This is a genomic window from Planococcus sp. APC 3900 (assembly GCF_030407735.1).
In the GTDB taxonomy this organism is placed as follows: domain Bacteria; phylum Bacillota; class Bacilli; order Bacillales_A; family Planococcaceae; genus Planococcus; species Planococcus notacanthi.
The window spans coordinates 18,177-39,522 of record NZ_JASDCT010000011.1 but is presented as its reverse complement, the minus strand read 5'-3'; the positions used below and the strand labels follow the sequence as shown (position 1 = coordinate 39,522).

Genomic DNA, 21,346 nt, shown 5'->3' with positions numbered 1-21,346 from the left:
CGCTTCCAAATATGGCGTATAATAAAACCGTATCAAAAATTAGGAATTGGGAGTGAAGAACTTGTCCAAGCATGCAGTCAGTAAGATTTTTCTAAGCCTTATTTTGGCTTTATCGGCAATGCTGCCCTATATGGCGGTTACAGCAGACGCGGCAGAGCCGATTACGGTTGCTGAAGCCATCGCAACAAATACAGGAACAGCCACAGTAAAAGGCTTTATCGTGGGAACGGCTACCAGTGGTACAAACTATGACCAGGAAGCACCGTTTACATCCGCTACTAATGTAGGTCTTGCAGATTCTCCGGATGAAACCGATCCGGCAAAAATCCTTCCGGTTCAATTGCCGACAGGAGCAGTCCGTGCAGGATTGAACTTGGTTGATAATCCGTCTAATTTTAAAGCTGAAATCACCATCACCGGAAAACTAGAGATGTATTTCCAAGTACCCGGCCTTAAATCTCCAACCGCTTTCACCATTCTCTCTGAAGGTGAAGCACCACCTGAAGCGGCTGTCGTCGGTTCATTGGCAGAAGCACGCACGATGCCAGGCGAATTGATCCAAGTTGAAGCAACTGTGACAACGGGGACAGGATTCTGGGGCGGCAATGCCTTTTACGTTCAAGATGCTACAGCTGGACTGTATGTCTACACATCAAGTGCAACCGTTGCACCGGGCGACACGGTCCGTTTGACGGGCACAGTTTCTGAATACAGCGGCGAGCTTCAATTGCAGCCGAACACAGTGGAAGTTCTTTCTTCGGGCAACGAATTGCCTGCAGTTCAAACCGTTACGCCAGCCGGTGTCAATGAAGAGACACAAGGCGAGCGCATCGAACTGCAGAACGTTACGATTACAGGCCTTAAATCAGTGAATGATTTCGGTACGTTTGAGTTTTCGGCTATTGCTGAAAACGGCGAAGCGGTCACGATCCGCAACGACAACCGCAATGGATTCACTTTCGAGCAATTTACGAAACAATTTAAAGAAGGCGATTTGATTCATGTAAACGGAATCGCTGCGAAATTCAACGACTCTTACCAAGTGAAAACGCTTGGCTTTGAAAGTTTTGAACTTGTCAATAAACCGGCTGTTTACGCCGATACATTCCCAGGTGTCGTTTCAGAAGGCACGAAAATCACATTAGCATCCGGATGGGAAGATGCAACAATCTATTACACGCTTGACGGCTCAACACCAACTGCTGCAAGCACTGAATACACAGCACCAATCGAACTGACTAAAGATACAGCAATCAAAGCAATCGCAATTGCTGACGAAACGTCAGAGATTTTCACGTTCGAATACACCGTCCTGAAAACAGGGGACTTGAAAATCCGTGATATCCAAGGCGAAGGCCATTACTCGAATTACCAAGGAGTCGCTGTCAATGAAATCGTTGGCGTCGTGACGCATCTCTACAACTCTGCAAACTTCGTCATCCAAGACACCAACCCGGATGAAGATTTGACGACTTCAGAAGCCATCATGGTCAACAAAGCTTCAAACGGCCTGAATGTCGGTGACGTGGTCACAATCAGCGGAACCGTGGAAGAACATTTCCAGGAAGGCTATTCCGACATGAAAGACAACGACCTGCCGATCACGCGCATCCGTGCAACGGACGCAGTAAAAACAGGAACTGCACCACTTCCTGAACCGATTCTTATCGGTAAAGACGTATTCCCGCCAACTAAGATTATCGACAATGACGGATTGACAGAATTCAATCCAGAAGAAGACGGCATTGATTTCTGGGAATCGCTTGAACTTATGCACGTTGGCGTAGCTGATGCACAAATCGTCGGACCGCAGAGCTACGGCGAAGTGATTGTCGTTTCCAAAAACGCGACCAACAACGACTTCCATAAACAAGGCGGCGTGTTGATTGCAGAAGACGATTACAACCCGGAACGCATTGCTTTCGACATCGATAATGAAAACTATATCGCGAAGTCCGGTGATTCATTTGCCGGAACTCCTGTAGGCGTCCTTGGTTTCGGCTTCGGCAACTACAAAATTTGGGCTGAAGAAAGCGATCTTACAGAACTTGTAGACGGCGGGACGAAGCCGGAACAAACATGGATCGTGAAAGAAGAAGACGAACTGACAGTAGCGGCTTATAACGTCGAGAACTTCTCTGCAGATCCAAGCCATACGTCAGACGCTAAAGCACAGCGCATCGCAGAGTCGTTCGTTAAAGACTTGAATTCACCGGACATCATCGTCATGGTGGAAGTACAGGATGGCGATGGCCCGACTGCCTCAGGAAACAGTGACGCAACGGCAAGCTACGAGCGTCTGATCAACGGCATCAAAGCTGCCGGCGGCCCGACATATGCTTGGACGGACATTGCGCCTGAATACGATAAAGATGGCGGACAGCCAGGCGGAAATATCCGAGTAGGCTATTTGTACAACCCTGAACGCGTAACTCTTTCAGAAGGAACAAAAGGCACGGCAACACAAGACAACTCATGGATCGACGGCGAATTATCCTTGAATCCGGGACGCGTTCAGCCGATCGCTATGCCGAACACACGCAAACCGATCGCTGCACAATTCGAATTCCAAGGTGAACAAGTTGTCGTGATCGGCGCCCACTTGAACTCAAAAGGTGGAGACCAACCGTTATTCGGCAAGAACCAACCGCCATTCCTGGGCTCGGTCGATGAGCGCATCGAATTGGCAACAGCCATCAACGGCTTTATTGAAGAAGGACTTGCACAAGATCCAGACTTGAACGTCATCGTTGCAGGCGACATGAACGATTTCGAATTCACACCGGCACTTGCGGCATTGAAAGGCGATATTCTAACGAATAAAGTCGAAGATGTGCCACTGGAAGACCGTTATTCGTATTACTACCAAGGGAATTCACAAGTGCTTGACCACCTCTTGGTAACAAACAATATGGCAGACCGCACGGAACTGGACATGGTCCACATCAACTCCATGTTCATGGAACAGCACGGCCGCGCATCGGATCACGATCCATTGCTTGCGCAAATTGCATTTGAAAAAGAAGAAGTTCCTGAAGAACCGGAAGTTCCAGAAATTCCGGAAAAAGATTTCCCATTCAAAGATGTCAGTGACAAAGCCTGGTCATATCCTTACATTAAAGACCTGTTTAACAGAGACTTGATCAAAGGGAAATCCGACACCATCTATGCACCGAAAGACAACTTGACGCGCCTGCAGGCAGTAACCATCCTGACGCGCATCATGGAACTGGAGATCAAAGGAAACGAGAAGTCGCCATTCAAAGACATCTCGGATATCCCGGCAGTCCACCGCAAAGAAATCAATGCAGCTTATCAAGCAGGCATCATCAACGGTGTGACAACGACTCAATTCAAACCGAGAGATTACATCACCCGTGCCCAGTTCGCTTTGATGCTGAATCGCGTATACGAGTTGAAGAATGACGAGTACAAAGTCAGCAAGTACGCACCATTCAAAGACTACGGCCGCTACAATAAGGAAACAAAAGAAGCCATCACGGTTCTATATGAACTCAAAATCGTAGAAGGCTATAACGGCAAATACATGCCAGCCAAGTTCACGACACGCGAAGAAACAGCGAAGATGTTCTCGCTGTTCCGCCCATTCGTGGCCAAGTAAATATCCACCAAACTCGACCAGGTTATTCTGGTCGAGTTTTTTTTTGGAGTGTTTGAATTGTGTGTGTGCCTGGCACACACACAATTCAATAAGTCAGGTAGTTCGGAGGAGTAGTAAGAGTTTGGTGAGGTTCTATAAGTCGCTTCGGCCGCTCTGGAGGGGACTCCCGCCATAAGCCGGACAGCTCCGCTTGCCAGTCTTATCGCTCCGTCCCCTCCCAGGGCGCGGCTCAGCTTGGTGTGGGTAAGATGCATATTTCTATTTTTGTTTGGAATAGATAGGGGATGTGGGGTTCTCGAAATGCTCGGCAGCGATAGTGCACGCGCCTTCGCTTGGAGTTAAAGAGGTTACATGTGGGTTTTGTGGTTGTACTGGACGAATTGGTGGTCCTATATGAGCTATTTGGGGTTCTACCGTACTAAGATGATGCCTTTACCTTAACTAGGTGCTTCTCTACATGATGTTTCTACTTTTCTACATGAATTCCGTAGAAATGAGATGTGACATGCTAAATGTGTAAGAAATCCATCGCTGTGTGTGAGTTATGCTTTTAAAAAAATGACATTCCTTATACGGGCTGTTCGTCGCGCGAACAGCTTCCATTCATTCACTTGAACTTTTTTGAAACAAGTGGCGCATGGGTAAAGATGCGAATTGTGCAGGTAAAGGAGCAATGAGATCATGTAGGGAGATGACATATTCAAGTAGCCGCTCCGAAAGTGAAGGTAGAAACACAATTTGTTTATATAGAAGAAATCCATCACTCATTACAAACCATAAACAACGATCGCTCCACTGAATTGTGTGCGTGCCAGGCACGCACACAATTCACCAGGCACGCAAACAATTCAAATTCCATCTCAAAAAAATATTTTTTTAATTCGAGAAACTAAATAATATCAAGCTATATCTAGCAAATTCCTCTTAAATCAGTCTCTTTAACATGAAATAAACCCCATTTAATATTTGCAACATTGAAAAATTATGGTAAATTTAAGTTGTTGTGCAATTGTAAAGATTCTCTACAATTGCGAATCAGAACAAAGGGGGAAACACATTGACGAAGCTCAAACCGTTTTTATTGCTGGCGATGGTCTTTATGATGACATTCAGCTCAGCTGTCTTTGGCCTGACCGGGGTCTCAGCTGCTGCGAATTCATCGAACGTACCTAGTACAGAGTCGAAAAAAGGGGAATTGAACATCCCTGAAAAATTCGTGAATCCGGAAGACCCGGATAAAAAAGTACGTGTGATCATCGAGCTTGATAAAGCACCGGCGATTGAAAGCGCTACTGAAAAGGGCGTTTTATACAAAAATCTTCCTGACAAACAAAAAGAGACATTGGAAGCAGCAGTTGTGACGGGCCAGGAATCCGTGCAAGTATCGATTGCTTCCGTATCTCCGCGCATTACATATCTTGAAAACTTCACTACGGTATTCAACGGATTCTCCGCAGAAGTTGAAGCGGGCGAAGTTGGAGACATCGCGAACTTGAGCGGCGTCAAATCAGTCTACGAAGCGACTGAATACCAGCGCCCTGAAGTTCAACCGGAAATGAAATACTCGAAAGAATTGGTCCAGGCTCAACAAGCATGGACAGATTATGGCTATAAAGGCGAAGGCCTGGTTGTGGGTGTCATTGACACAGGAATCGACCCAAGCCACAAAGACATGGTGTTGACGGACAACAAAACAGGCGACATCACAAAATCCGATGTAGCAGCGTTATTGGCTGACAAATCCATCGACAAAGGTAAATTTTTCACAGCTAAAGTGCCTTTTGGCTACAACTACATGGATGGCAACAACGAAATCCTTGACCTAGGACCGGAAGCTTCTATGCACGGCATGCACGTTGCCGGAACAGTAGGGGCAAACGGCAATGAAGAAAATGGCGGCATCAAAGGCGTTGCTCCGGAAGCGCAATTATTGGCGCTGAAAGTATTCGGCAACGACCCGCTTTACCCGTCGACTTATGGCGATATCTACATCAAAGCGATCGATGATTCGATCAAACTGGGTGCAGACGTCATCAATATGTCCCTTGGATCCACTGCAGGATTTGTGGATTCCTCAAACCCGGAACAAAAAGCAGTTGAAAGAGCGACAAACAATGGCATCCTGGTTTCCATTTCAGCAGGAAACTCCGATATGTTTGGTTCGGGCTATGCTGCCCCGCGCGCCGATAACCAGGATTACGGTTTGACGGGATCACCAAGCACGTCAATCGATTCATTTGGTGTGGCATCTTTCGAAAATGACAAAATCACTGCGAAAAGCTTTAATTACCAAGTAGACGGGACGCAAACCGGCCAAGCCATCTATACGCTAGCCAATGACGCTGACCCGGAAAACTTGCCGAATCCCAATTACGAAGTGGTGGATGTAGGACTTGGAAAACCAGCTGAATATGCAGGCAAGAACGTTGCCGGTAAGTTTGCATTGGTTTCACGCGGCGAAATCGGTTTTGTTGAAAAGGGCTTGGCTGCACAGGCAGCTGGCGCGATCGGCGTCATCGTCTATAACAACGCAACCGGCACCATCAGCATGGCATCAGATCCAGCTATCAAAATTCCGTACATGTCCGCTTTACAGGCAGACGGTCTGGCAATGAAAGCACAATTGGATGCAGGCAAAAAAGTGACTGTATCTTTTGAGGGCGACTATCTTGATATTCAAAACCCGAGTGCGGGTGAAATGAGTGACTTCACTTCTTGGGGCCCGACACCGAACCTTGATTTCAAACCTGAAATCACAGCTCCGGGCGGCAACATCTTCTCGACTTTGAACAACGATGAATACGGCTTGATGAGCGGAACGTCTATGGCGGCTCCTCACGTTTCAGGCGGTACAGCATTGATGTTCCAGCGCATTGAAGAGCTTGGCCTAAAAGGGCGTGAGCGCGTTCAATTCGCGAAAAACCTGATGATGAACACAGCAGATCCGGTTGAATTCGCAAAAGGCGAATTTGTCTCTCCACGCCGCCAAGGTGCTGGCTTGATGCAGTTGCATGACGCGCTTTCAACAGACGTGATGCTGACGAATAAAGCGACAGGCGACGCAAAAGTGGCGCTGAAAGAAATCGTCGGCGATAAATTCACCTTCACATTGCAAGCTGAAAACTTCTCTAAAGAAGCAGCGAACTACAACGTGGATGTAAACGTCCAAACGGATAAATCAGAAAAAGAAGTAGTAGCAGGAAAAGCAACAGACACGGATATCACCAATCCGAACGTCCGTGGTTCAGCGGTCGTAACAGACAAAGTGGCCATCACGGCTCCTGAAACAATCACGGTTCCGGCAAACGGAACAAAAGAAATCAAAGTAACAGTCGATGTTTCTGCACTTAAAGGAACACCTGAATACGCAGCGTTCAAAAACGGTTTCTTCGTGGACGGGTTTGTCACGTTGACCGACACCAATGAAGCTGTAACTGGCAACACGGAATTGGTCGTTCCTTACTATGGCTTTAACGGCGGATGGGACGATGCCAGCATCTTCGACGAATTTGCATGGGATGCCGATTCTTACTACGGCATTACACTATTGGCGGATGACGAAGGAAATGATATCACAGGCGGCACACATGCCGGCAAATACGTTCCTGAACGTTTCGCGTTTTCACCGAATGACGACGGTTTGCAGGACATGGCAGTACCCGTCTACTCATTGATCCGCAACGCCAAAGAATTTGAAGTAAACGTTCTGGATGCAGCGGGCAAGAAATTGCGCACGATCCGTACCGCTTCAAGTTTGACTAAGCATTACTCAGCAACGGAGCCTTACACATTCAACCCGCTTAACGGCTGGGACGGAATGATCGACGGCAAACCGGCGAAAGACGGAAAGTACCAGATCCAGCTTCGCGCAGTCATTGATTACCCGAATGCACAATGGCAGTCGATCAGTTTCCCGATTATCGTGGATACGGTAGCTCCGGAAGCGGCAGCCAAGTATGACGCACAAACGAAAACAGTGTCCGTGACGAAATTTGCGGATAACGCATCAGGCGCTGGCGCAGACCGTTGGGAAGTATTCGTCAACGGCAAAGAAGTCACGGAAAACGCGGCTACGCCAGCCAACGAATCATTAGCGCCAACAACCACTTCATACAAAGTGGAAGCACCTGTTAAAACAGGCGACAAAGTAACAGCGGTTTTCTATGACATCGCTGGCAATAAAAAAGAAGTGAACCTGACAGCAGGTTCAAAAAATGAAACAACAGCACCGGTCATCTTCTTTACTTCACCGGAAACACTGGAAACATACGATACGAAAGAAGTGGTTGTCGCTGGCCATGTAGAGGACGATTCGAAAATCGTTTCCTTGACAGTCAATGGCGTCAAAGCGAAAGAATTTGACGGCACCAACTTCAAACACACGGTTTCATTGAAAGACGGCTCTCAGTACGTAACGGTCAAAGCAGTGGATGAGTTCGGCAATGAAATGGAGCTTCGCCGCCAGATCCTGGTGGATACAACTCCGGCTGCCATTTCAATCGTCAACGCACCGAAAATGGTAGGTGCCAATGTAACTGAAGCGGAAGTAACCTTGAGAATCAAAGACAATATGGATGAAATCTACGCTTACGTAAACGGCAGCGAAGTCTTCAAAAAAGACATGTCCGAGCCATACGGCAAAGCAAGTTTCAACAAAGACATCAAAGTCAAAGTGCCGGTCAAGAAAATCGGTGCCAACCAATACGAAGTGACAGTTACAGATGCAGGTGGACACGTTACTGAAAAGACATTCACGATCACGAAAGCATCGAAAGTGACATTCACAGACATCAAATCGCATTGGGCGAAAACCCAAATCGAAGCACTCGCTTCACAAGGCATCATCAAAGGCAAGACCGATACCTTGTTTGCACCAAAAGCGGAACTGACACGTGCAGAATTCGCAGCGCTATTGGCACGTACACTTGAATTGCCGCTGAAAGACTACGAAGGCAAATTCAAAGACGCGGGCCCAGGCAAAACATGGGCATCCAAAGAAATCGAAGCCGCAGCTCGCGCGGGCATCGTTCAAGGATTGCCAGGCAACAAGTTCGACCCGAAAGCACCGATTTCCCGCCAGGACACAGCCGTCATGATCATGCGCGCTGTGAAATACCAGGAAGCCTCCCTGCTTGAAGGCTTGAACACGAAACACAAATTCGCAGACAACGCGAAAATCTCTAAATACGCAGCTGAAGCTGTATCACAAGCATATGCACTAGAACTTATCACAGGTCGCCAAGGCAACGTCTTCGATCCACAAGCAAAAATCACACGAGCAGAAACAGCAGTAGTCCTCTACCGCTCACTCGAAAAGATGGAGCTTCTGGATTAACAGAATCGCAACAAAAACAGGCAAGCAATCAGCGTTTTGATTGCTTGTTTTTTTGTATGCCGAATTGTTTGTGTTTTGTGTGCGTGCCTGGCACGCACACAAAACACAAACAATTCCTACATGAACAAGTTGTTCTCTTACCTGCATAACTCACTTCTTTACCTGCACTCCATCTGTACCTTAAAAGGTCAAACCCATGAATGGAAGCTGTTCGCATGGCGAACAGCCGGGCATAAAGAACAATGCATCCTATTGAAGCGTAGCTCACACCCAGCGATCGATCTTTCAACCACTATGAATGCTATTTTGTCTCTTATTTTTCCGGTATTCGTGTAGAAACGCAGAAACTGCATGTAGAGAAGCAACTAGTTAAGGTAGAAGCATCGCCTAACTCCGGTAGAAACCCAAATAGATCATGTACAACCACCAATTCATCCTGTACAACCACATAAACTACATTTAGCCTCGTACACGCTAAGGGAAGGCGCGTGCACCACCGCTGCCGAGCGTTTCCAGAACCCCACGCCACCTCTCTACTTCAACAAAACACAGTATTTATATATTCCCGAACCCCAAGCTGAGCCGCGTCCACGGAGGGGACGGAGCGATAAGACTGGCAAGCGGAGCGCTGCCCGGCTTATGGCGGGAGTCCCCTCCAGAGCGGCCGAAGCGACTTATAGAACCCTACAATAAATCCACTAATAAAAGGAAAAAAACAGAGCCTCCTAAAACCCAAACTACCTAAAAAAATCGAAGGGAATTAACAAATAAGATAGCTTTGGAACCATGGACTTTTGTTTGATTAACTGGAAAAATAAAGTTGACTTAATTATTTGATAATTTAGATAAGAAATCCAGTTAAAGGAGGAATAAATATGAAGAAAGTATTAATCAGACTGGCAATTTTGTTATTAATGGTCAGCAGCCTGGGCGGATTCAATAATGCGCAAGTTGCGGCAGCGCCGGAACCAGATCCGGAAGTCAAGCTTGCCCAGACGCTGCTGAAGCCGGAATCGCCGAAAGAAACAGTGAGGGTCATCATCGAACTGCAGGAAGAGCCGACCATTGAAACGGCAACTGCAAAAGGCGTGCTCTATAAGGAGCTGCCCGAAGACCAGAAACAGCAGATCGAAGCGGCAGCGATAGCCAAGCAGGAGACGGCGCAGGCGGCGATCACGGATGTGGCACCGAAAATTGATTTTCTCCAAACCTTCACAGCTGTCTTCAACGGTTTTTCTGCGGAAGTCGAGGCAGGGCAGGTAGCGAAAATCGCGGAACTGCCGAACGTCAAAGCTGTATACGAAGCGACCGAGTACAAGCGGCCGGAAATCAAACCGACCATGAAATATTCCAAAGAGCTCGTTCAGGCGCAGCAGGCTTGGCGTGATTACGGCTTTAAAGGAGAAGGCATGGTCGTCGGCGTCATCGATACGGGAATCGACCCAACGCATCAGGACATGGTGCTGACCAATAACACCACGGCTGCGTTGACGCAGGCGGAAGTGGAATCATTTGTCTCGAGCAGTGAAATCGAAGAAGGCAAATTCTTTACGCCGAAAGTGCCGTTCGGCTACAACTACATGGACGCCAACACGGAAATTCGCGACATCGCACCGAACGCATCGATGCACGGCATGCACGTAGCAGGTACGATCGGCGCCAATGGCAATGAAACGAACGGCGGGCTGAAAGGCGTCGCGCCGGAAACGCAATTGCTGGCTTTGAAAGTCTTCGGCAATGACGCCAATTCAGCTTCGACGTTCGGCGACATCTACATCAAAGCGATCGACGACTCCATCAAACTGGGAGCGGACGTCATCAATATGTCACTCGGGGCAACGGCTGGATTTGTCGACACGTCAAGTCCTGAGCAGCAGGCGGTGGAACGCGCCACCAATAACGGCATCCTGGTCGCCATTTCTGCAGGAAATGAAGACCTGCGGGGATCGGGATTCCTGGCACCGTTCGCGGAAAATCAGGATTACGGCCTGGTCGGAAATCCGGGCATTTCCATTGATTCATTGGGCGTGGCTTCATTTGAAAACAGCGTCATCACCACCGACAGCTTTGTTTACCAAGTAGACGGTGCCGAAGCAGGGCGTGCACTTTACTTGCTGGCGAACGGAGCCGAGCCGGAAAAACTGCCGGCCAAATCACATGAAGTGGTCTATGCCGGCATTGGCCAGCCCGCGGATTTTGAAGGAAAAGACGTCGAAGGCAAATTCGTCTTGATTGCCCGCGGCACCATTTCGTTTGCGGAAAAAGGGCTTGCGGCACAAGACGCGGGTGCGGCAGGCGTCATCATCTACAACAACACCACGGGACCGGTCAATATGGAAGCCGATCCGTTTATCACCATTCCGTTCATGTCGACGCTTCAGGCGGATGGACTGGCAATGAAAGCGGCATTGGATGCTAAGAAAAAAGTAACCGTCGTCTTTGACGGAAAAAACTTGGAAATGGCGAATCCGAATGCCGGCAAGATGAGTGACTTCACATCTTGGGGGCCGACGCCGAACCTGGATTTCAAACCGGAGATCACGGCTCCAGGCGGCAACATCTTCTCGACGTTCAATGACAATGAATACGGCCTGATGAGCGGGACGTCGATGGCAGCACCGCATGTGGCAGGGGGATCGGCGCTGATGTTCCAGCGCATCGAAGAACTTGATTTAGAGGGCAGGGACCGCGTGGAATTTGCAAAAAACCTGCTGATGAACACGGCCAATCCGGTGGAACAGGTGGCCGGCCAATTTGTGTCGCCGCGCCGCCAAGGAGCAGGGCTGATGCAATTGCATGACGCGCTGTCCACAGACGTCATGCTGACAGACCAGCGTACAGGCGAAGCCAAAGTCGCGTTGAAGGAAATCCAAAATAATCGGATGACCTTTACACTGGAGGCTATGAACTTCTCGGATACAGCGGCGACTTACGCAGTAAACGTCAATGCCCAAACCGATTACGTCACGAAGCATCCGGAGCGGAAAATCGACATCACCGACCCGAACCGCTCCGGCTCGAACGTCATCACGAACCTGGTCAATATCACTGCACCCGAAACCGTGACAGTGCCGGCGGACGGTGTAGCGGAAATCGAAGTGACGATCGATGCCACGGCTTTGCAGGGACGCCCTGAATTTGCGGCGTTCACCAACGGATTTTTCATTGACGGCTTTATTACTTTAACGGATGGCAATGAAGAAGCGAGCGGCAATACGCCACTTGTTGTGCCGTACTTCGGCTTTAACGGAGGATGGGACGATGCGCCGATTTTCGATGATGTGGCATGGGATGCCGGAACGTTTTACGGAACGACCTTCCTGACCGATGAATTCGGCATGATCATCAACGGAGGCAGCCACCAACAAGGCTTCGTGCCGGAACGCTTCGCCTTTTCACCGAATGGCGACGGCAGCAAGGAATCCGTCATCCCGGTATTCTCCTTGCTGCGGAACGCCAAACAACTGGAAGTGAACGTGCTGGATGAAAGCGGCAAGAAATTGCGGACTTTGCAGACCGGCAAAAACTTGATCAAGAATTTCTCGGAGGTCTTCCCGTATTACTATGACCCGCTCAATGAATGGAACGGGGAAGTGCTCGGCGAACCGGTGGCAGACGGCAAGTACCAGATCGAGATGCGCGCCGTCATTGATTATCCGGAAGCGGAATGGCAAACATTGACCATCCCGATCCTGGTCGACACCGTGTCCCCGGCAGCAGTCGCAGCACTCAATAAAGAAACCAAAACGGTGACGGTATCGAGCTTTGCGGATAACGCAGCAGGCAGTGGACCTGACCGTTGGGAAGTGTTCCATAACGGCGTCGAGCTGACCGAAAACCAGGAAACCTTTGAAGACGAATCACTGTCGCCAAGCACCACCAGCTATGTCGTGCCGGTCGACATCAAGGAAGGCGACGTCCTGAAAGTCGTTTTCCATGATACGGCTGGCAATAGAACGGAAGTTCCATTGACCGGTGCAGTAGCCGATACCGATAAACCGGCCATCAGCCTCATCTATCCGGGGTTGTTTGAAGTATCGAACACCCGGCAGGTCGGCGTCTTCGGCATTATTGAAGACAGTTCACGCATCGTTTCGGTAACAGTCAACGGCGAAAAAGCCGATCGCTTTGACGGCTTCTTCTTCGATCATACCTTGACGCTCGACGATGGCCGCCACGACATTTTCGTCCAAGCCATCGACGAATCCGGCAACAACCTTGAAATACGCAGCCAAGTACTGGTCGACACGCAGCCGGCTGCCATCGAACTGCTCGATGTGCCGGAGACCACAGCGGGCGAAGACAGCGCTGAAGTGACGTTCAACGTGACAGACAATATGGACGCCATCAGGGTCTACTTGACCGACAGCGAAGTCTACAGCCACGACATGACAGAGCCTTACGGCGAAGCCGCATTCAACGAAGACATCACCATCACCGTCCCTGTCAGCAAACCCGGCGAAAACGACTTCACCTTGAAAGTAGTGGATGCGGCGGGACATATCACGGAAGAGAGCTTCACCATCACAAAGTAAGGCATGGACAAAAGCCGGGGGAAATCCTCCCGGCTTTTTGTTTGCGTGCCTGGCACGCAAACAATTCAAAAAAATTTTTGAAGCCAGGATCCGGCAATTTTCACGGTTTTTAATGGCGAAAACCCATTTTTGACCTCTTTATCCATCCTCAAATATAAGTTATTCCCTTTTTGCAATAATTGACGGGGATTGATGTTCTTTCTATTATAGAAAAAAGGTTCAAAGGAGGAGTGTGATAAAGTGGGAAGAAACCGGCGCATTTGGAATCCGGATGCATATGAACACGTCGTCATGAGAGGCAATAACAGGCAGGCAATTTTTCAAGAAGAAGCAGACAAAGCCGCTTTCTTCAGAATATTGACCTATGTCCATACTAAACATCCTTTTACGATTCTGGCGTATTGCCTGATGACCAACCATTATCATATGTTGCTGCGCTCGCCCGAAGTGCCGTTGGGAAAAGTGATGGCCCTTATTAACAAACGGTACAGTGATTATTACAAGAAGAAATACAATTATAGCGGTTACTTTTACGAAAGCCGCTACTACTCCGGCAAAGCCATCACGCATAAAAGCATTCTTGCCATCAGCCGCTACATCCACAGGAACCCCCTCAATACCACTGAGCCGATGGTGAAAGATATGAGGGAATATCGGTACAGCTCCTATCGGTACTATGCAGATTCTCTCTTTTCCCCATATGAATTCCTCGATTTAACGTACCTGCCCATAATTTTACCTCCACCTTATTCCAGTTGCCTCGCAGATTATTTGTTGTACTGCGAACAGGCGGATCTTGAATTGAGCGAGAATTGTTTGGGTGCCTGGCACCCAAACAATATATAATAGAAGAAAAAAGGGGGGAAACCCTATGCAAAAGAAACTCCCTGGAATTTTGAGCGGTTGCCTGATAATCATAGGCGTTTGCGTATTGCTGGTAATCGGGATGATCGCTTGGATCTATCTCAATTATGCTAAAGATTCTCAAGCTGAATCAAAGGCCGAAGACCAGGAAATGAAGGCATTTATCGAAGAGAAATATGGCATGGAAGCCAAAATCATCGATGAAACCGAAGCGAATTTTGTAGACGGACACAGCTACCGATTGGCGTTTGAAGGCCAGGAAGATTTGGTGTTCACCATCACCGAACACGTGGACAATTATGCCACCATTTACCGCGACGACTATCAAGTTGTCCTCGCCACCCATGAAACGCAGCAGCAAATTGAAGACCTGATGCCGCAGCTGGAAGAACTCGGATTCACCACCCCTTCAAAAGGGAAAATGGTCGAACATCTCTTGAAGGAAATCACAACAGGGGACAAGGTCCGCTTTCTCACACTGGACAGCGAACATAGTTACGAAACACACGAAACGGCTGAAATTGAAGCATTGACAGAACTTCTCGGACTCGTGAGAGAAAACAATTTGGACATTCAAGTGATCCGGATATCGAGCCGGCAAGACGATTCCGCTACAGGAATGGACTTGCGTGAAATGGATGGCATTGAAAACGCCGAACAAGTGGAAGCATATCTCGTCAAGAGACTCCTCAGTGATTTGGGTCCCGCGAGTAAACGGATGCAAACCAAGTGGCAGGACGCAGCTGCTCAAGCAGAAACCGGGCGTTTCCGCTTCTATGACCAGTGGCAAGAACAATGGATCAGCTGCCAGGAAGTGAATGATACCGGAGACTGCACCAATCTATTGGCAAATGTCACCTTCGAACCGGGCAAGCTTAGCCAAAAGAACCTTCAACTCGAAGAGGACCTGGACGCCATCTTCGGTTTCTTCGACAGCATCACGCCTAAACTGACTACCGTCGACCTGCTGCTGGTCGATCCGGAGCGGGAAGGCGACCCGGTGCGCTTCTTTTTGGCGGAACGCGCAAACTACGACTCCACTGAACAATTGATCCAGGATCTGGTGAAAGACTGAAAAGCCGGGAGAAACTCTCCCGGCTTTTTCTCGTGGAATTGTTTGGGTGCCAGGCACCCAAACAATTCGCCAGATGGTTATAATAGAAGGAAAAGAGGGTAAAGCCGTTGAAAAGGTCTGTAACAAATTCCATTTTAAATCAACAAAACGCTATTTGAATGAAACTATCAGTCAATCTGTCCGTCTATACTAAAACCACAACGAAAAAAGTGAGTTGATTGCAATGACCCGACAACCATCACAGAAGATGAAAAACACCAATCGAATCATCGCCGTTTTGTCGATCGTCTTGCTGCTGGTGATCGGCCTCGGTGCTTATTTGCTGTTGGGCTCAGAAGATCCCGTTCCTGAAACCGCAAACCAGCCGGCCGGTCCCATAGAAACGAGCCAACAGACCCCCGAAGCGGAAATTGAGCTCGCCTCCATGATCGCCAACGCCAAAACACATGTCTACACGCTCTACACGGATCTTGAGCAAGGCTCCGGCTTTCTGATCAACAACCAAGGCGACATTCTGACCAATGCCCATGTAGTGCTAGATGCGTCCTACGTGACCGTCAAAAACAGCGACGGCCAGGAATTCAACGGCAACATCATCGGCATATCCGAAACCCAGGATCTCGCTCTAGTCCGCGTCAACGAACTGGCGGGCAAAGAACCTCTGGAAATTGAAATGGAACCCGTCGACATCGGCACACCCGTCGTTGCAATCGGCAGCCCGGGTGACCAAAGCAATACAGCCACAACCGGCGAAATCACCGCAACCGATCTCGACTTCATGGACCAATTCGAATACACAGGCCTCTATGAAATGAGTGCAGAAATATCCCAGGGCTCCAGCGGCGGGCCACTCATTGCCGCCGACACCGGCAAGATCCTTGGCATCAACTCGATCATCCTTGAGGAAAAACCGGGCTCCGGCTACACCATCCCAATCTACACCGTCTGGGACCAGCTGACCGAGTGGGTTGAAAACCCGACGCTTCCAGAAGGAGAGGAAGTCGTCCTGCAGGATGTCAAAGATGCCTATTTTGCGGAAGACCTGCTGGAGAACTTCATTGCCGCCTATTACGAAATCATTCCCTATACGCTGAACGACGCGGAATCCACCTACTACCTGTCGTTTGTTTTGCCAGGCAGTGAAGCACAAGAAGAATCCGCCGAGCTGATCGAAGAAAAAGCAAACCTGGACCGCATCTACGACACCGTCGAGCCAACCATCACCGCCATCGAAATCAATGAAGACAGCGCAACCGTCGAGGCCGAAGCCGATTTCACTTACCACGACAAAACGAGCGGCGAATCCTCCACTGTGTCGCACGAAGGCATCTACACGGTGGTGATTGATGAATACGGAGATTATCAAATTGAGGATATTGTAAATGAATAAAAAAACAGGTCCACTTTGTGGGTCTGTTTTTTTATGCTGCATGACGAATTTGTAATTCTACATGATTTATTTTTACTTCTACATGCGTAAGGGGATACTGCTACCTGAACTAATCGCTTCTCTAGATGAAGTTTCTTGGTTTCTACACGAATTACGCAAATATGAGAGGGGAGAGTGAATTGTGTGCGTGCCAGGCACGCACACAATTCCTTATACCAGCTGTTCGCGTGCGAACAGCTTCCATTCGGTCGGTTGAACTTTTATGTAAGAGCTCTAATTCAGGTAAGAAAGGGGGAAATGCAGGTAAAGGAGCAACCAGTTCAAGTAGGAGGATGACTTATCCTTATAACGGCTCCAATAGTTCATGTAGAAACCATTCCTATGAAGATAGAAGTTGTGTGCGTGCCAGGCACGCGCGCAACTATAGCCCGAGTTAGTTCGACGCAAGCCCCCTGGAAAGCGTCTACCTGTAGCGATTTCTTCACCCCAACACCAAAATAAAAAGGGGACCTGCGAACACCTGCTATTAGCAGACACTCGGGTCACCCTTTGAGATACCTATTTGATTAGAAACGCTTGTAGCTGTGGAATTTCTTGCCCCAGTATGGATCGTTCATGCTTTTGACTTCTGCTTTCGCTCCGCCTGCGTGTACGAACTGGTTGTTACCGATGTAAATCCCTACGTGAGAGATCCCAGCGCGGTACGTGTTAGCAAAGAATACCAAGTCGCCTGGTTGTGGGTTGCTGACTTTGTAAGTTTCAGCGTACTGTGAAGTCGTTGTGCGCGATACGTTTTTGCCTGCTTTTTTGAATGCGTATTGAACGAATCCACTGCAGTCAAATCCTGAAGTTGTCGTGCCGCCGAATTTGTATGGAATGCCTTTAAGTGCAAGTGCTGCTGAAACGACTGAAGAGGAAGAAGCTGTTTTCACAGAAGCTTTCTTAACAGTTGTTTTGGTAAGCAATGTGCTTAGCACCCATCCTGATTTACCGTTGACTTTCACTTTGTACCAAGTCGCTTTGCCGACTTTCTTTTGGTGAGTCGCTGTTGCGATTGATCCTTTTTTAGCCATTGTCACAACTTTGTATTTTGTTCCTGCATCCGCACGAACGTTTGAGTTGTATTTCATTTTGAATGTGCCTGATTTGGCAGTTGCTTTGCTTGCGGCAACTTGCTCCACAGTAGCAGTTTCAGAAGTTTCATATGATGAAGTTACATTGTTTTGTGTAGTTTGTGCTGCTTGTACGTCCGTGGTTGAGTTAGCAAATAGCAATGATCCGGCTGCAAGTAAAGTAAAGACTAGTTTTTTCATTGTTGTTGGTTCCTCCAGTTTTTATTATCCAAGTATATGAATTAATAATATTTTGCTCTGCCATTTACTATATAGACAGAACGGTTTAAAAACAACGTCAATTCAATTGCAGTTATATTACAGTTGTATAACAAAAAGAATTCAGCCTCCAAAACCCTTATATATCAAGGTTTTGAGCAGGCGAAAAAAATGAAAAAAAGGTTTATTTCTATGAAAATTGGGTTTTTATTTGAAAAAGCAGGCTCTTTGTTACGTTAAATCTCCTAATAAATCCAAATTTTAAAATCCTGCCAGCTTTATTTTACCTATGCAAAGCGAAAAAACTACAAAGCTATTTTAGACAAAGCTGGCAATAAAAGTACAAGGTAATACTTGCGCAATTTTTTATTAAAAAAATAATTTACTATCTAAATTATAAGAAAACTTAGGTTACAATAATTTCTATTCAGTCAATTTTGACAGAAACCAGTAAACTTCTTACAATTAAAATAATTAGAAAATTTCGAAAGTGGGTGTGGGAATGAGGAAAATTCTTGCCATTGATGGTGGGGGAGTCCGGGGCATCATCCCGGCGATGGTGCTGGCAGAAATCGAAGAACAGACTGGCAAGCCGATTGCCGAACTGTTTGATCTGGTCGTCGGAACATCCACTGGCGGAATCCTGGCGCTTGGATTGGTCGCACCGGATAGAAAAATAGAAACACAACCACGTTATTCCGCAACACAGCTTCTGCAATTTTATTTAGAGGAATCTCACGAAATCTTCGATAAATCACTGTTCTTCAAAATCACCCGCGGCATTTTCACGCGGCGCTACCACGCACGGGCACTTGAAAAAGCGTTGAAAAAATACTTTGGGCATACGATGCTTTCCGAGGCGCTGGTGAACGTGGTGGTTCCGAGCTATGAAATCCATGGGCGCTATACTGCTTTTTTCAAAAGTGGGGATATCCGGACGAAGAAAATTGAAAGAGACGTGCTCATGCGGGACGTTGCCCGCGCCGGAAGCGCCGCGCCGACTTATTTTGTGCCGAAGAAAATCAAAGAATACCCCGATGCGACGTTTATCGACGGCGCCGTGTTCGCCAACAATCCGGCGATGTGCGCCTACGCCGAAGCCAAAGAACTGTTTCCTGACGAAGATCTGCTGGTGGTATCGCTCGGAACCGGAAATCCCCAGCTGAGCATCGATTTCGAACGCTTCAGAACCTGGGGGCTGCTCGGCTGGGCGCGTCCGCTCTGGTATATCCTCATGGACGGCAGCTCAGACGTCGTCGATTACCAGCTGGATTTCGTCCTGCCCGAGCGGGACAAGGCAAAGCGCTATTACCGCTTCCAGATCGAGCTTCTGCAGCCGGGCACCGAACAACTCGATGACGGTTCCGAACAAAACCTCAACGCCCTCGTCGGACTCGGCCAACAGCTGCTGGACGAACGCCGTCAAGAAATCGATATCCTGTGCCGTCAGTTGATGGAATAAAACTTGTCATACACTTGTAATCAATTCGTATTGGATTGCAGCCTCAAAACACGCTAAACTGATGGAGGAAATTAAGAATTGAATTGTGTGGGTGCCTGGCACCCACACAATAACATACCCATATACATAAAAAGGAGTTGCCCACATGGCCAGAAGATACGACTATATGGATTGGCTGCGGGCCTTGTCGATTTTTGTGGTCGTCGGCATCCATGTAGTATCAAAAATCATCAACAATACCACCACCGACGACTGGATCTGGCATTTCGCCAATATGTTCGATGCCGGTTTGCGTTGGTGCGTGCCGGTATTCTTCATGCTCAGCGGCGCATTGCTGCTGACGCGTGACAAAGAAGAAAGCGTCAGCGAATTCCTCAAAAAGCGCTTGTCGAAAGTCGTCATTCCGCTCATCTTCTGGAGTTTCATCTATACGCTTTACAACATCTACGAGCTGGGAGAATCCTATACCGCCTACGAAATCCTCGTCCAGTTCCTGACCGATGATATCTATTACCACTTGTGGTTCCTGTACACCATCACCGGTTTGTACATCATGGCGCCATTCCTGAAACTGCTCGTCGTCCACATGGACAAGAAAACCTTCCAGGCTTTTCTGTTGTTCTGGATCATCTTTTCATGCTTCCTGCCGTTTTTGCCGAAGTTCTTCGAATTTGAACTCGCCCTGACGCCCGGTTTATTCGAACCCTACATCGGCTACTTCCTGCTCGGCGCGTACCTGGTGCTCTACCCGGTGCCCAAAAAGTACTTGCTGCCGCTCGGCATACTTGCCATCGCCAGCTACTTTATAACGCTGTGGGGGACCTATTACCTGAACGCCGGACTGCCCGCAGACGAATTCGACGACTTCTTCTACGAGCATTACCGCCCGAACGCCTTGTTCATCACGCTGTTCATCTTCATCGGTTTCCAGCACATGAGCAAAAAAATCAAACCGAACGCCCTGATCACCCGAATCAGCACTGCCACATTCGGCATTTACGTCATTCACCCGCTCATCCAGATTTACCTGAATAAATTCTTCGGGCTCAATGAAATGACCTTCAATCCCATCATCAGCGTACCGCTCATCTGGCTGTTGATTTTCATCATCTCGTTCGGCATCATCCTGGCCATGCAAAAACTACCGGTAGTCAACCGGCTCGTGCCATAGAAAAAACAAACCCGCCTTCTCGAGAGAAGGCGGGTTTTGTGCTGGAATTGTGTGCGTGCCTGGCACGCACACAATAATTAGAAAGGAGTTTGCATAAAATAGAAGTAGATAAAGACATAGAACAGCAAGATCGCCACCAATAAAACCGTCGATCCCACAATCCATTTCTCATTCTTGTGCCGGGTCCCATAGACGATGCCGGCGATTGCTGCGAATAAAAGAAGAATACTCAGGAACATGCCATCCCTCCTCGTCAGCCAACTAGCTTTGGCTCCAGTATAGCACGCAGGGAGTCTTGCATTCCTACCTGAAGAATTGGCCGTTCTACCTCAACAACTCGAGTTTCTTCTATAGAAAGGAGATGCTCTTACCTGACATACTTGCTTTCTTACATGAAGTCTTCACGTTTCTACACGAATCCAGCAAAACCCCGCTAAAAAGGCTGTTCGCCACGCGAACAGCTTCCATTCACGCTCTTGAACTTTTATAGAACAGCTCGAATGCAGGTAAGGAAGGAAAATGTAGAGGTAAAGGAGCAACTAGTTCATGTATAGAATCGAA

General features: G+C 48.2%; 10 protein-coding genes. 8 read left to right on the top strand and 2 right to left on the bottom strand.

The genetic code is table 11. The features are described 5' to 3' along the window. The first annotated feature begins 61 nt into the window (after window positions 1-61). The 6 genes from QMA04_RS16960 to QMA04_RS16935 all read left to right on the top strand — a co-directional run bounded on the left by QMA04_RS16960 (window position 62) and on the right by QMA04_RS16935 (window position 16,821). Entirely contained in the window at window positions 62-3,622 is a 3,561-nt protein-coding gene (locus QMA04_RS16960) for a DUF6359 domain-containing protein (protein WP_483313724.1), read from the top strand. Window positions 3,623-4,679: 1,057 nt separating this feature from the next. Then, window positions 4,680-8,957, top strand: coding sequence for a S8 family serine peptidase (locus QMA04_RS16955; RefSeq protein WP_290187181.1), 4,278 nt, complete (start codon window positions 4,680-4,682; stop codon window positions 8,955-8,957). 875 nt (window positions 8,958-9,832) lie between these two features. Continuing rightward, entirely contained in the window at window positions 9,833-13,492 is a 3,660-nt protein-coding gene (locus tag QMA04_RS16950; protein WP_290187180.1) for a S8 family serine peptidase, read from the top strand. A gap of 240 nt (window positions 13,493-13,732) precedes the next feature. Next, window positions 13,733-14,338: a transposase gene (locus QMA04_RS16945; protein WP_290187179.1), complete on the top strand. Its 606-nt coding sequence runs from the start codon at window positions 13,733-13,735 to the stop codon at window positions 14,336-14,338. Window positions 14,339-14,363: 25 nt separating this feature from the next. Continuing rightward, window positions 14,364-15,431, top strand: coding sequence for a hypothetical protein (locus tag QMA04_RS16940; RefSeq protein WP_290187178.1), 1,068 nt, complete (start codon window positions 14,364-14,366; stop codon window positions 15,429-15,431). A gap of 223 nt (window positions 15,432-15,654) precedes the next feature. Continuing rightward, complete coding sequence (locus tag QMA04_RS16935; RefSeq protein WP_290187177.1) at window positions 15,655-16,821, top strand: trypsin-like peptidase domain-containing protein; 1,167 nt, start codon at window positions 15,655-15,657, stop codon at window positions 16,819-16,821. A gap of 566 nt (window positions 16,822-17,387) precedes the next feature. Here QMA04_RS16935 and QMA04_RS16930 read toward each other — a convergent pair. After that, a complete protein-coding gene (locus tag QMA04_RS16930) occupies window positions 17,388-18,134 on the bottom strand; it encodes a C40 family peptidase (RefSeq protein WP_290187176.1) in 747 nt (248 codons plus the stop codon). Window positions 18,135-18,654: 520 nt separating this feature from the next. On the opposite strand from QMA04_RS16930, the gene QMA04_RS16925 reads away from it, so the two are divergent. Further along, window positions 18,655-19,614 carry a patatin-like phospholipase family protein gene (locus QMA04_RS16925; protein ID WP_290187175.1) on the top strand — a complete coding sequence of 320 codons (960 nt, stop codon included), beginning with the start codon at window positions 18,655-18,657 and terminating at the stop codon, window positions 19,612-19,614. Window positions 19,615-19,759: 145 nt separating this feature from the next. After that, window positions 19,760-20,785 carry an acyltransferase gene (locus QMA04_RS16920; protein WP_290187174.1) on the top strand — a complete coding sequence of 342 codons (1,026 nt, stop codon included), beginning with the start codon at window positions 19,760-19,762 and terminating at the stop codon, window positions 20,783-20,785. Between the two features lie 77 nt (window positions 20,786-20,862). On the opposite strand, the gene QMA04_RS16915 is transcribed toward QMA04_RS16920, so the two are convergent. Beyond that, window positions 20,863-21,024 carry a hypothetical protein gene (locus QMA04_RS16915; RefSeq protein WP_290187173.1) on the bottom strand — a complete coding sequence of 54 codons (162 nt, stop codon included), beginning with the start codon at window positions 21,022-21,024 and terminating at the stop codon, window positions 20,863-20,865. Window positions 21,025-21,346 lie beyond the last annotated feature (322 nt).